This is a genomic window from Bacillus sp. FSL R5-0416, assembly GCF_037975425.1.
Classification (GTDB): Bacteria; Bacillota; Bacilli; order Bacillales; family Bacillaceae; genus Bacillus; species Bacillus subtilis.
In genome coordinates this window covers 2611639-2625161 of sequence record NZ_CP150252.1, presented here as the reverse complement: position 1 = coordinate 2625161, position 13523 = coordinate 2611639, and the positions used below count along the sequence as shown (strand labels likewise).

The window sequence follows — 13523 nt, the reverse complement described above, 5'->3', positions numbered from 1 at the left end:
AGTGAGTAAAGTTATCGGAATCGACTTAGGAACAACAAACTCATGTGTGGCAGTGCTTGAAGGTGGCGAGCCTAAAGTTATTGCTAACGCTGAAGGAAACCGCACAACGCCATCAGTTGTTGCGTTTAAAAACGGCGAACGTCAAGTAGGGGAAGTGGCTAAACGCCAATCTATTACAAACCCTAACACAATTATGTCAGTCAAACGTCATATGGGTACTGATTATAAAGTTGAAATTGAAGGAAAGGATTACACTCCACAAGAAGTGTCTGCTATCATCCTTCAACACCTTAAATCATACGCTGAAAGCTATCTTGGCGAAACAGTATCAAAAGCAGTTATCACAGTTCCTGCATACTTTAACGATGCTGAGCGTCAAGCAACAAAAGACGCTGGTAAAATTGCCGGTCTTGAAGTAGAACGTATCATCAACGAGCCAACTGCAGCAGCGCTTGCATACGGACTTGATAAAACAGATGAAGATCAAACGATCCTAGTATACGACCTTGGCGGCGGTACATTCGACGTTTCCATCCTTGAGCTTGGCGACGGTGTATTCGAAGTTCGTTCAACTGCCGGCGACAACCGTCTGGGCGGGGACGATTTTGACCAAGTTATCATCGATCATCTTGTTTCTGAATTCAAAAAAGAAAACGGCATTGATTTATCAAAAGACAAAATGGCGCTTCAGCGTTTGAAAGACGCAGCTGAAAAAGCGAAAAAAGATCTTTCCGGCGTATCTTCTACGCAAATTTCTTTACCGTTTATCACAGCTGGAGAAGCAGGACCGCTTCACCTTGAACTTACATTAACTCGCGCTAAATTCGAAGAGCTTTCTTCTCATTTAGTAGAGCGCACAATGGGTCCTGTCCGTCAAGCGCTTCAAGATGCAGGACTTTCTGCAAGCGAAATCGACAAAGTCATCCTTGTCGGCGGATCAACTCGTATCCCTGCCGTACAAGAAGCAATCAAAAAAGAAACTGGAAAAGAAGCGCATAAAGGCGTAAACCCGGATGAAGTTGTAGCGCTTGGTGCTGCGATTCAGGGCGGCGTTATCACAGGTGACGTAAAAGATGTTGTTCTTCTTGACGTTACACCGCTTTCTCTCGGTATCGAAACAATGGGCGGCGTGTTTACAAAACTGATCGACCGCAACACGACGATCCCGACAAGCAAATCTCAAGTGTTCTCAACTGCTGCTGATAACCAAACAGCTGTTGATATCCATGTTCTTCAAGGTGAGCGCCCAATGTCTGCCGACAACAAAACACTCGGCCGCTTCCAGCTTACTGATATCCCGCCAGCACCGCGCGGCGTGCCTCAAATCGAAGTTTCTTTCGATATTGACAAAAACGGTATCGTAAACGTAAGAGCAAAAGACTTAGGCACAGGGAAAGAACAAAACATTACAATTAAATCTTCTTCAGGTCTTTCAGATGAAGAGATCGAACGCATGGTTAAAGAAGCGGAAGAAAATGCTGACGCTGATGCGAAGAAAAAAGAAGAAATCGAAGTCCGCAACGAAGCAGATCAGCTTGTTTTCCAAACTGAGAAAACATTAAAAGATCTTGAAGGCAAAGTGGATGAAGAACAAGTGAAAAAAGCCAACGATGCCAAAGACGCTTTAAAAGCAGCAATTGAGAAAAACGAATTTGAAGAGATCAAAGCGAAAAAAGATGAGCTTCAAACAATCGTTCAAGAGCTTTCTATGAAGCTTTATGAAGAAGCTGCTAAAGCACAGCAAGCTCAAGGCGGAGCAAACGCTGAAGGCAAAGCGGATGACAACGTTGTCGACGCTGAATACGAAGAAGTAAACGACGACCAAAACAAAAAATAAGTTCTTTTTAGTGTCAGCCCCGCTTCCGGAGCTGACCGAAAAGAACACATTTCATAATCTGATTCAATGATTAGAAAGTCAAAGTCAGGCATCTCTTGGCTTTGACTTTTTTTCTTGCCCGGGATAAAAGGAATTGAAAAATCATAATTCAAAATGATACAATCTAATTTATGTGAGAAATTCGGGAGAGTGAAGCGAGATGAGTAAGCGTGATTACTATGAAGTGCTGGGAGTAAGTAAGAGCGCTTCAAAGGATGAAATTAAAAAAGCTTATCGGAAGCTGTCAAAAAAATATCATCCTGATATTAACAAAGAAGCCGGATCAGATGAAAAATTTAAAGAGGTAAAAGAAGCGTACGAAACGCTGTCAGATGACCAAAAACGTGCGCATTACGATCAATTTGGTCACACTGACCCTAACCAAGGCTTCGGCGGCGGAGGTTTTGGAGGCGGCGATTTCGGCGGTTTTGGTTTCGATGATATTTTCTCAAGTATTTTCGGCGGAGGCACAAGACGGAGAGATCCAAATGCTCCGCGCCAGGGTGCTGATTTACAGTATACGATGACCCTGTCGTTTGAGGATGCGGCTTTTGGTAAAGAAACAACCATCGAAATTCCCCGCGAGGAAACGTGCGAGACATGTAAAGGCTCAGGTGCGAAACCTGGAACAAATCCAGAAACATGCTCCCACTGCGGAGGCTCCGGCCAGTTAAACGTGGAGCAAAATACACCGTTTGGAAAAGTCGTTAACAGACGGGTCTGCCACCACTGTGAAGGTACAGGCAAAATCATTAAAAACAAATGTGCGGACTGCGGCGGCAAAGGAAAAATCAAAAAACGCAAGAAAATCAATGTGACAATTCCAGCCGGTGTAGATGACGGGCAGCAGCTTCGTCTCTCGGGACAGGGTGAACCAGGAATAAACGGCGGCCCTGCCGGGGATTTATTTGTCGTGTTCCATGTACGCGCACACGAGTTCTTCGAGCGTGACGGCGATGATATTTACTGTGAAATGCCGTTAACGTTTGCTCAGGCTGCTCTTGGAGATGAGGTAGAAGTGCCGACGCTGCATGGAAAAGTGAAATTGAAAATTCCGGCCGGTACACAAACAGGAACGAAATTCAGACTAAGAGGCAAAGGCGTTCAAAATGTCAGAGGCTATGGACAGGGTGACCAGCATATCGTCGTCCGCGTCGTTACGCCGACAAATCTGACTGATAAACAAAAAGACATTATCCGTGAATTTGCCGAAGTCAGCGGAAACCTGCCTGACGAACAGGAAATGAGTTTCTTTGACAAGGTAAAACGCGCGTTTAAAGGCGATTAATTATTGGATGAGGAGTTGGTAGTTTTGAAATGGTCCGAATTAAGCATTCACACAACACATGAAGCGGTCGAACCTATCTCAAATATATTGCATGAAGCTGGTGCAAGTGGGGTTGTGATAGAGGACCCGCTTGATTTAATTAAAGAACGTGAGAATGTGTACGGGGAAATCTACCAGCTCGACCCCAATGATTACCCAGATGAGGGTGTCATTGTCAAAGCATATCTGCCGGTTAACAGTTTTCTGGGCGAAACTGTAGACGGCATTAAAGAAACGATTAATAATCTCCTTCTTTACAATATTGATTTGGGCAGAAACCACATCACTATTTCTGAAGTAAATGAAGAAGAGTGGGCGACTGCCTGGAAAAAGTATTATCATCCTGTGAAAATTTCTGAAAAGTTTACAATTGTGCCGACGTGGGAGGAATATACGCCGGTCCATACTGATGAACTGATTATTGAAATGGACCCGGGAATGGCTTTCGGCACAGGGACACATCCGACAACCGTACTCTGCATTCAGGCGCTTGAACGCTTTGTGCAAAAGGGTGATAAGGTGATTGATGTCGGCACTGGTTCGGGAATTTTAAGTATTGCGGCTGCAATGCTTGAGGCTGAATCGGTTCATGCCTACGATCTTGATCCCGTGGCTGTAGAAAGTGCACGCCTCAATCTCAAGCTGAACAAAGTCAGCGATATTGCTCAAGTGAAGCAAAACAATTTGTTAGACGGGATTGAAGGGGAACATGATGTGATTGTGGCCAACATTTTGGCTGAAGTCATTCTTCGCTTTACTTCACAAGCGTACAGCCTGTTAAAAGAAGGCGGCCACTTTATTACGTCAGGAATCATCGGTCATAAAAAACAAGAAGTAAAAGAAGCACTGGAACAAGCTGGCTTTACCATTGTAGAAATCCTTTCAATGGAAGATTGGGTCAGCATTATTGCGAAAAAATAACAGTTAGTAGGTGTCACAGCGTATGCAACGATATTTTATCGAGCTCACGAAGCAGCAAATAGAGGAAGCGCCGGCTTTTTCGATTACCGGCGAAGATGTTCATCATATTGTGAACGTGATGAGAATGAATGAGGGAGATCAGATTATCTGCTGCTCTCAAGACGGCTTCGAGGCAAAATGTGAACTTCAATCTGTTTCCAAAGATAAAGTGTCCTGCCTTGTGATAGAATGGACGAATGAAAACAGAGAGCTTCCGATAAAGGTCTATATTGCGAGCGGCCTTCCGAAAGGAGATAAGCTTGAATGGATTATCCAAAAGGGGACTGAGCTCGGAGCTCATGCCTTTATTCCTTTCCAAGCCGCGCGTTCTGTTGTCAAGCTGGATGACAAAAAGGCAAAGAAAAAGCGGGAAAGATGGACGAAAATCGCAAAGGAAGCGGCTGAGCAATCGTACCGTAACGAAGTGCCGCGAGTGATGGATGTCCATTCTTTTCAGCAGCTTCTTCAAAGGATGCAGGATTTCGATAAATGTGTCGTTGCATACGAGGAGTCATCGAAGCAAGGGGAAATAAGCGCATTCAGCGCGATTGTAAGCAGCCTTCCGAAAGGATCATCTCTATTGATCGTATTTGGTCCAGAAGGCGGTTTAACAGAAGCGGAGGTTGAACGGCTCACAAAGCAAGACGGTGTGACGTGCGGCCTTGGACCGAGAATTTTAAGGACAGAAACCGCTCCGCTATACGCGTTGAGCGCGATTTCTTATCAAACAGAGTTATTAAGAGGTGATCAGTAATGGCAACTGTTGCTTTCCATACGCTTGGCTGTAAAGTCAACCATTATGAAACAGAAGCAATCTGGCAGCTTTTCAAAGAAGCGGGCTATGAAAGAAGAGACTTTGAACAAACAGCTGATGTATATGTCATTAATACATGTACGGTTACAAATACGGGAGATAAAAAAAGCCGCCAAGTGATCAGACGCGCCATTCGTCAAAATCCTGACGGTGTCATCTGTGTCACAGGCTGCTACGCGCAAACCTCACCTGCTGAGATTATGGCGATCCCCGGTGTCGACATTGTAGTTGGAACACAGGACCGTGAAAAAATGCTTGGCTACATTGACCAATACCGAGAAGAACGCCAGCCGATTAATGGCGTCAGCAACATCATGAAAGCAAGAGTATATGAAGAGCTTGATGTGCCTGCTTTCACGGACCGCACAAGAGCGTCATTAAAAATACAGGAGGGCTGCAATAATTTCTGCACATTCTGTATCATTCCGTGGGCGCGCGGCCTGCTCCGCTCCCGCGATCCTGAAGAAGTCATTAAACAAGCGCAGCAGCTTGTTGATGCCGGATATAAGGAAATTGTTCTTACGGGTATTCATACAGGCGGCTATGGCGAAGATATGAAAGATTACAACTTCGCGAAGCTTTTGAGCGAATTAGACACGCGTGTGGAAGGCGTGAAACGGATCAGAATTTCTTCAATCGAAGCCAGCCAAATCACTGACGAAGTGATCGAGGTCTTAGACCGCTCAGATAAGATAGTGAATCATTTGCATATTCCTATCCAATCCGGATCAAACACAGTGCTTAAACGAATGAGACGCAAATATACAATGGAATTCTTTGCAGACCGTTTAAATAAATTGAAAAAAGCACTGCCAGGCTTAGCTGTTACTTCTGATGTCATCGTCGGATTCCCTGGAGAAACAGAAGAAGAATTTATGGAAACCTATAACTTTATTAAAGAACATAAATTCTCTGAACTGCATGTTTTCCCTTACAGTAAACGTACAGGAACACCAGCTGCGCGAATGGAAGACCAAGTGGATGAAAACGTGAAAAACGAACGTGTGCACCGCCTGATTGCTCTTTCTGACCAGCTTGCAAAAGAATACGCTTCTCAGTATGAAAATGAAGTGCTTGAGATTATCCCTGAGGAAGCGTTTAAGGAAACAGAAGAAGAAAATATGTTTGTCGGTTACACAGACAATTATATGAAGGTTGTTTTCAAAGGTACGGAAGATATGATCGGCAAAATCGTAAAAGTCAAAATCCTAAAAGCAGGTTATCCTTACAACGAAGGACAGTTTGTCCGTGTGGTTGAGGATGAAATAACTGAACACATGCGTTTGTCTTCTTAACCTAAAAAATCGGTGCATTAAAATGTACCGGTTTTTTATTTAGCCGGGATAAGAAGGTGAATCAATCGGTAAAACAAGTTTGTAAGCGGAAGAAACAAAAGAGCTGTCACCACATTAAATAAAAGGCTGAAATGAGCAATCCTTTGGGCAGGATCGGGTGATAACTGCTCTACAAAGCCGGTCGCTGCGGTCAGAAAAGGCAATACTAGAGCCACCCCTAGCACGTTAAATACCACATGCGCATACGCTGTCTGTTTCGCCGCATATCCGCCGGATACAGCAGCCATGACAGCTGTAATGCATGTCCCGATATTGGATCCGAGTACGACGCTCATCGCCTGTGTCAGTCCGATAATCCCTTCATTCATAAAACTCATCAAAATGCCGATACAGACAGAACTGGAGTGAATGATGGCAGTTAACACCATCCCGATGAGCAAAGCGGACCAGTTTGAATCGTTAACATGGTATAGAACGTCGGCTCCCGTTTTCAGCTTCGTCAGCGGCCCGGCAAGGTGGCTGAATCCGCTGATGCAAAAGAAGATGATGCCCAGTCCGAGGAAGCTTGTTCCCAGCTGTTTCAAAGGATACCTGCCAGTCAGAAAAAACAATAAACCTCCTATTAAAAGAACCCAAATCAAAATATCCATTTTGATAGCAATAAATTCAGTTGTAAAAGTAGAGCCAACATTTGTCCCCAGAATCATCGGTATCGTCCGCTTAAAAGAAAGAACGCCCGCACTTACAAAGCCGATGACAATGACCATAAAGGCTGAACTGCTCTGAAGTATCCCCGTAAATACAATGCTGATAAGAAACGCTTTTAACGGATGGTCTGTAAATAAAAGCAAACGATCTTCAATTTTTGAGTACGCCATAGAAATTAAGCCTTTTCGAAGCATGTTCATGCCTGTGAGAAAGAATAATATAAGAGCAGTAAAGCTAATCAGAATTAACATCCTATTCACCAACCCCTTTCTATCATTATATAGACAGGCAGTCGCACTCATGACGGAAAAGTGAACTCACTTAGTTGACCTGACTGATGGCTTATATTATAATGTCAAAGTACATGTTTATATGTGTAACTTAAAGGTAGTCGATTGGTGTATTCGGAGGGAGGGAAAGAGAATGTCAAAAACGGTCGTTAGAAAAAACGAATCGCTTGAAGATGCTCTTCGTCGCTTCAAACGCAGTGTATCAAAGACAGGTACTTTGCAAGAAGCAAGAAAGCGTGAATTTTATGAAAAACCTAGCGTAAAGCGCAAGAAAAAGTCTGAAGCTGCTAGAAAACGCAAATTCTAAAAGAGGGTGGATTTATGAGTCTTCTTGAGCGTCTCAACCAGGATATGAAGCTGTATATGAAAAACCGTGAGAAAGACAAACTGACTGTCGTTCGAATGGTTAAGGCTTCACTTCAAAATGAAGCAATTAAGCTTAAGAAAGACAGTTTGACCGAGGATGAGGAACTCACTGTCCTTTCTCGTGAACTTAAGCAACGTAAAGACTCCCTCCAGGAATTTTCAAACGCTAATCGTTTAGATTTAGTAGATAAAGTTCAAAAAGAGCTGGACATTTTAGAAGTTTATTTACCTGAGCAGCTGTCAGAAGAAGAGCTGCGTACAATCGTAAATGAAACCATCGCGGAGGTCGGTGCGAGCTCAAAAGCGGACATGGGCAAAGTGATGGGGGCAATTATGCCTAAAGTAAAAGGTAAAGCTGACGGAAGTTTAATTAATAAGCTTGTGAGCAGTCAACTGTCTTAAATGGCAAAGAAAAGGACATCTTTCTAAGAGAGATGTCTTTTTTTATACATAAAAAAATGAAACCTTTGATACATTTGTTACGTATGAAGAGAAGGCACTTATTATAAAAGGAAGGAGGGATACACCGCCCTTGCTTCAAATCAAAGGATTCCGTGCTGCTCTTTTGGGTATATTTTTGCTTTCTTTATTAGGCGTTCAGCTGAACGCAAAAGCAGAAAAGCAAACTGTTTATGTGATTCCGGTTGAAAAAAATGTCGAACAGGGTCTCGTCTCGTTTTTGTCCCGTTCGTTACAAGACGCAAAGGATGCACATGCAGACCATATTATTCTTGATATCAATACCCCGGGGGGATTGGTCAAATCTGCTATTGATATGGCCGATTTGATAACCGATAGCGAGATCCCCGTAACTGCATATGTCAACAAACGCGCGTTGTCTGCTGGTGCATATATTGCACTTCAAGCAGATCACATTTATATGGCGCCTGGCGGAAAAATGGGAGCCGCCGCGATTGTTGATGGCCAAGGCAATGCCGCTGACCAAAAAGCTCAATCACTTTGGCTGGCAGAGATGGAAGATGCCGCAGTGAAAAATAACCGCGATCCAAAATATGCGCTCGCAATGGCTGACCCAGATATAGATGCCAAGGAAGTCGGCGCGCCTAAGGGAGATCTGCTGACACTTAACGCAGACAAGGCAACTGAGGTAGGCTATTCAGAAGGCACTGCTGACAATTTGTCCACGCTCGTAAAGAAGCTTGGGTTCGAAAAAGCGCAGATCAGCTACGCAAAGGAGAGCTTTGCGGAAAAGACAGCAAGGTGGCTGACGAATCCGGTCATTGTCCCTATTCTGCTGACAATCGCTTTTTTAGGTCTGACGGTGGAGCTTTTTTCACCGGGTGTCGGCCTCCCTGGAACGGCTGGACTCATTGCGTTATTGCTGTTCTTTTACGGGCATCTTGCAGCCGGCCTTGCCGGGTATGAGACGGTTCTCCTCTTTATAGCAGGGGTGATCCTCATCCTGCTTGAGATTTTTCTTCCCGGAGGAATCATTGGATTACTGGGCTTGGGAGCGATTATTGCGAGCCTGTTTTTAGCCGCGGGGAGCTTCACTGTCATGGCGGTTTCTCTCTTGATCGCCTCAGCTGTTTCGATTACAGCTTTTATTTTACTGACAAGGGTGTTGGGAAAGCGTATGAAATTCTTTAAGAAATTGATATTAAATGATTCTACAAACACGGAGAGCGGCTACGTTTCAAATCAAACGCGCACGGACTTAATGGGAAAAGTGGGTATAACCTTTACACCACTGCGTCCTTCCGGTACCGTGATTATTGATGATGAACGCCTTGACGTTGTTTCGGAGGGATCGTTTACAGAAAAAGATAAAAAAGTAAAAGTGATTAAAGTAGAAGGCTCACGCATTGTCGTGAGAGAAATTTAAATAGAAACGAGGAGAAGTTATATGGATCCGTCAACACTTATGATTCTGGCAATTGTCGCAGTAGCGATCATTGTTTTGGCAGTATTTTTTACATTTGTGCCTGTAATGCTTTGGATTTCAGCTTTGGCAGCCGGAGTGAAAATCAGCATTTTCACTCTAGTTGGGATGAGGCTTCGCCGCGTCATTCCGAATCGGGTTGTTAACCCGCTGATTAAAGCGCATAAAGCGGGACTTAATGTTGGAACAAACCAGCTTGAAAGCCATTATCTGGCTGGAGGTAATGTTGACAGAGTCGTCAACGCGCTTATCGCCGCTCAGCGAGCTAACATTGAACTCACATTCGAGCGCTGTGCTGCCATTGATCTTGCAGGCCGGGACGTGTTGGAAGCTGTTCAAATGAGCGTTAATCCTAAGGTGATTGAAACACCGTTCATAGCCGGTGTCGCAATGGACGGGATTGAAGTCAAAGCGAAAGCGAGAATCACAGTAAGAGCGAATATCGAGCGCCTCGTTGGGGGAGCAGGGGAAGAAACCATTGTAGCTCGTGTAGGTGAGGGGATCGTTTCTACAATCGGTTCATCTGATAATCATAAAAAAGTGCTTGAAAACCCTGACATGATTTCTCAGACAGTCCTTGGAAAAGGATTGGACTCAGGAACTGCGTTTGAAATTCTCTCAATTGATATTGCAGATGTAGATATCGGCAAAAACATCGGTGCAATTTTACAAACCGATCAGGCCGAGGCTGATAAAAACATCGCGCAGGCAAAAGCGGAAGAACGACGTGCGATGGCTGTCGCTCAAGAACAGGAAATGCGTGCCCGCGTAGAAGAAATGCGCGCGAAAGTGGTAGAAGCCGAGGCGGAAGTGCCGCTTGCGATGGCAGAAGCTTTGCGTGAAGGGAATATTGGCGTCATGGATTACATGAATATCAAGAACATCGATGCTGACACAGAAATGCGTGATTCATTCGGCAAGCTGACGAAAGACCCTTCGGATGAAGACCGCAAATCATAATCTCTCTAAGAAGGGAGAACGCTGATGGAAGATTTACTGACCAATCCGCTTATTATTGCAGCGATCATCGGAATCATTTCTGCGATTTTCGGCAAAAAGAGCAAAGAAGAAAAGCAAAACAGCCAAAAAAGAAAAAAACCTCAACACGTGCAATCTGCTTCTCCTCAAAAGAAGCAGTCAAAAGAAGATGCCCCTGCACCTATCCCTAACCGTATGGAACAGGCAAGACGGGAAGCGGAAGAAAGACGCAGGGAAACAGCAAGAAACCTGAAAGGGCTGGAACGAGATCTTGCTGCTGCCAAACAAAAAACAGTATACACAAAACAAAAAATGCTTCAGGTGAATAAGGACACCGTCGTACAGGGGATCGTTCTAGGAGAGGTGTTCGGGCCTCCACGGGCGAAAAAACCTCACCGTACGATGCGCTCAGCCCGTAAAAATTAAAGTGTTAGAACCTCCTTTCAAATCATACATATGAGATGAAAGGGGGTTCTTTTTGTATGGGGCAAAGAAAGAATCGTATGAAAGCTTGGCTGACAAGAGCATTGGAAATTCCCCCGGACGTTATGATGGATCTGCCGAGGATTACAATGGTTGGCAGACTTCATATCTACATAGAAAACCACAGAGGCCTTTTGCTTTTCAGTGAGAATGAAGTGAGGCTGATGCTGAAGCAGGGCCAGTGCATCATATCTGGTAAAAATTTTGTCATCAAGGCGATTCTTCCGGAAGAGATACTTTTGGAGGGTACGATTGATGTCGTTCGATATGTTGAGTCATAAAGCCGAGGGGGAAATGTTGTGAAAAATAAATGGCTGTCTTTTTTTTCGGGTAAGGTCCAGCTTGAATTGACGGGAAGAGGGATTGAGCGGCTCCTTAATGAATGCACAAGACAGGGGATTCCGGTCTTTCATGTCAAAAAAAAGAAAGAAGCCGTATCGTTATATATACAGCTTCAGGATGTACATGCCTTTCGGCGGGTGAGAAGTAAATTTAAATGTAAAGCCCGATTTATCAATCGGAAGGGATTTCCCTTCCTGTTGCTGAAATCAAAGCTGAATATAGGGTTTACGATCGGTTTTGCGATTTTTTTCATCCTTTTGTTTTTGCTGTCCAATATGGTGTGGAAAATTGATGTGACAGGCGCTAAGCCTGAAACAGAACATCAAATGAGGCAGCATCTTAATGAAATCGGCGTCAAAAAGGGCCGTCTGCAGTTTTTAATGATGTCGCCCGAAAAAATACAGAAATCATTAACCAATGGAATAGACAATATCACTTGGGTCGGAGTTGATCTGAAGGGGACGACCATTCACATGAAAGTTGTGGAGAAAAATGAGCCCGAAAAAGAAAAGTATGTTAGCCCGCGCAATATTGTCGCCAAAAAGAAAGCAACCATTACGAGAATGTTTGTGCAAAAAGGACAGCCCATGGCCGCCATACACGATCATGTTGAAAAGGGGCAGCTGCTTGTTTCGGGACTGATCGGCAGCGAAGACCATCAGCAGGAAGTCGCCTCAAAAGCAGAAATTTACGGAGAAACCTGGTATAGATCAGAAGTGACAGTCCCGCTTGAAACATTATTTAACGTTTATACGGGCAAAGTAAGGACAAAGCACAAGCTTTCTTTTGGTTCTTTGGCAATCCCGATCTGGGGGATGACGTTTAAAAAAGAGGAATTGAAGCATCCAAAAACAGAACAAGAAAAGCATTCGCTTCATTTTCTCGGATTTAAGCTCCCTGTATCCTATGTCAAAGAGCAAACGAGAGAAAGTGAAGAGGCTTTGCGAGAATATACGAAAGAAGAAGCAGTTCAAGAAGGCATTAAATTGGGTAAACAGGATGTAGAGGATAAAATAGGCGAAAACGGCGAGGTGAAAAGTGAAAAAGTTTTGCACCAGACTGTTGAGAATGGTAAAGTAAAGTTGATTATTCTCTACCAAGTTATAGAAGATATCGTTCAAACCACACCTATTGTCAGGGAGACTGAAGAATGACAGAACATTTACTTGCGATGAATCAAAAACTGAAAAACCCGGACGAGGCGCTTTCACTCTTCGGGAACCAAGATTCTTTTTTGAAATTGATGGAGAAAGATCTGAATGTAAATATCATTACGCGCGGCGAGACGATTTATGTTTCAGGCGATGATGAATCGTTTCAGATTGCAGACAGGCTGCTGGGATCGCTCCTCGCTTTAATTCGCAAGGGGATAGAGATCTCTGAACGTGATGTGATTTACGCCATCAAAATGGCAAAGAAGAATGAACTTGAATACTTTGAAAGCATGTATGAAGAAGAAATTACAAAAAACGCAAAAGGCAAATCAATCCGTGTAAAAACAATGGGACAGCGGGAATACGTGGCCGCTATGAAGCGGAATGACCTTGTATTCGGCATTGGTCCGGCGGGAACCGGGAAAACGTACCTGGCTGTCGTAAAAGCAGTCCATGCTTTAAAAAACGGACATATCAAAAAAATCATTTTAACAAGACCTGCCGTGGAAGCCGGTGAAAGCCTCGGTTTTCTCCCAGGTGACCTAAAAGAAAAAGTAGATCCTTATTTGCGCCCGCTGTATGACGCTCTCCATGATGTGCTTGGGGCAGATCATACAGAACGTCTGATGGAAAGAGGCATCATTGAAATTGCTCCGCTCGCATATATGAGGGGACGGACGCTCGATGATGCTTATGTTATACTTGATGAAGCACAGAATACCACGCCTGCTCAAATGAAAATGTTTTTGACGAGACTGGGTTTTGGCTCTAAAATGATCATTACAGGTGACGTTAGCCAAATTGATCTGCCGAAAGGCGTCAAATCGGGACTTGCAGTAGCGAAGGAGATGCTAAAAGGAATAGACGGCATTTCTATGATTGAGCTGGACCAGACAGACGTGGTCAGACATCCGCTTGTTGCGAAAATTATTGAAGCATACGATAAGCAAAATTAATGCTGAATGACCCGATCGCGCGTTATCGGGTCATTTTTATGATTGCTTGTGGGCTTGATGTTTCAAGAGGA

The 13523-nt window shown here is 44.1% G+C and carries 14 protein-coding genes; 13 read left to right on the top strand and 1 reads right to left on the bottom strand.

Translation table 11 applies throughout. The features are described from left to right. Position 1 precedes the first annotated feature (1 nt). From dnaK to mtaB, 5 genes are all read left to right on the top strand, one after another. Complete coding sequence (gene dnaK, locus NYE20_RS13945) at positions 2–1837, top strand: molecular chaperone DnaK (protein WP_014477380.1); 1836 nt, start codon at positions 2–4, stop codon at positions 1835–1837. A gap of 199 nt (positions 1838–2036) precedes the next feature. Further along, positions 2037–3164: a molecular chaperone DnaJ gene (dnaJ, locus tag NYE20_RS13940; RefSeq protein ID WP_003230010.1), complete on the top strand. Its 1128-nt coding sequence runs from the start codon at positions 2037–2039 to the stop codon at positions 3162–3164. 24 nt (positions 3165–3188) lie between these two features. After that, positions 3189–4124, top strand: coding sequence for a 50S ribosomal protein L11 methyltransferase (prmA, locus tag NYE20_RS13935; RefSeq protein WP_004398884.1), 936 nt, complete (start codon positions 3189–3191; stop codon positions 4122–4124). 22 nt (positions 4125–4146) lie between these two features. Beyond that, on the top strand, positions 4147–4917 hold the full coding sequence (locus NYE20_RS13930; protein WP_038829708.1) for a 16S rRNA (uracil(1498)-N(3))-methyltransferase: 771 nt from the start codon (positions 4147–4149) through the stop codon (positions 4915–4917). Continuing rightward, the gene (gene mtaB / locus NYE20_RS13925; protein ID WP_003230017.1) at positions 4917–6272 is read left to right on the top strand and encodes a tRNA (N(6)-L-threonylcarbamoyladenosine(37)-C(2))-methylthiotransferase MtaB; all 1356 of its coding nucleotides are present in this window, start codon (positions 4917–4919) and stop codon (positions 6270–6272) included. Before NYE20_RS13930 ends, mtaB begins: the two co-directional genes overlap by 1 nt. A gap of 35 nt (positions 6273–6307) precedes the next feature. Here the strand turns inward: mtaB and NYE20_RS13920 are convergent, their stop codons facing one another. Next, positions 6308–7231 carry a Na/Pi symporter gene (locus tag NYE20_RS13920; protein ID WP_014480301.1) on the bottom strand — a complete coding sequence of 308 codons (924 nt, stop codon included), beginning with the start codon at positions 7229–7231 and terminating at the stop codon, positions 6308–6310. 172 nt (positions 7232–7403) lie between these two features. On the opposite strand from NYE20_RS13920, the gene rpsU reads away from it, so the two are divergent. The 8 genes from rpsU to NYE20_RS13880 all read left to right on the top strand — a co-directional run bounded on the left by rpsU (position 7404) and on the right by NYE20_RS13880 (position 13452). Beyond that, the gene (gene rpsU, locus NYE20_RS13915; RefSeq protein WP_003152957.1) at positions 7404–7577 is read left to right on the top strand and encodes a 30S ribosomal protein S21; all 174 of its coding nucleotides are present in this window, start codon (positions 7404–7406) and stop codon (positions 7575–7577) included. A 14-nt stretch (positions 7578–7591) separates the two neighbouring features. Further along, positions 7592–8038, top strand: coding sequence for a GatB/YqeY domain-containing protein (locus tag NYE20_RS13910; protein WP_003230022.1), 447 nt, complete (start codon positions 7592–7594; stop codon positions 8036–8038). Positions 8039–8168: 130 nt separating this feature from the next. Next, complete coding sequence (locus NYE20_RS13905) at positions 8169–9482, top strand: nodulation protein NfeD (RefSeq protein ID WP_014480299.1); 1314 nt, start codon at positions 8169–8171, stop codon at positions 9480–9482. A 21-nt stretch (positions 9483–9503) separates the two neighbouring features. After that, positions 9504–10499, top strand: coding sequence for a flotillin-like protein FloA (gene floA, locus NYE20_RS13900; RefSeq protein ID WP_003230026.1), 996 nt, complete (start codon positions 9504–9506; stop codon positions 10497–10499). A 24-nt stretch (positions 10500–10523) separates the two neighbouring features. Then, the gene (locus tag NYE20_RS13895; protein WP_024573276.1) at positions 10524–10943 is read left to right on the top strand and encodes a hypothetical protein; all 420 of its coding nucleotides are present in this window, start codon (positions 10524–10526) and stop codon (positions 10941–10943) included. A gap of 56 nt (positions 10944–10999) precedes the next feature. Beyond that, positions 11000–11281, top strand: coding sequence for a sporulation protein YqfC (gene yqfC, locus NYE20_RS13890; protein WP_003226191.1), 282 nt, complete (start codon positions 11000–11002; stop codon positions 11279–11281). Between the two features lie 18 nt (positions 11282–11299). After that, complete coding sequence (gene yqfD, locus NYE20_RS13885; protein WP_103804091.1) at positions 11300–12496, top strand: sporulation protein YqfD; 1197 nt, start codon at positions 11300–11302, stop codon at positions 12494–12496. Then, on the top strand, positions 12493–13452 hold the full coding sequence (locus tag NYE20_RS13880; protein ID WP_014477373.1) for a PhoH family protein: 960 nt from the start codon (positions 12493–12495) through the stop codon (positions 13450–13452). Before yqfD ends, NYE20_RS13880 begins: the two co-directional genes overlap by 4 nt. The last annotated feature ends 71 nt before the right edge of the window (positions 13453–13523 follow it).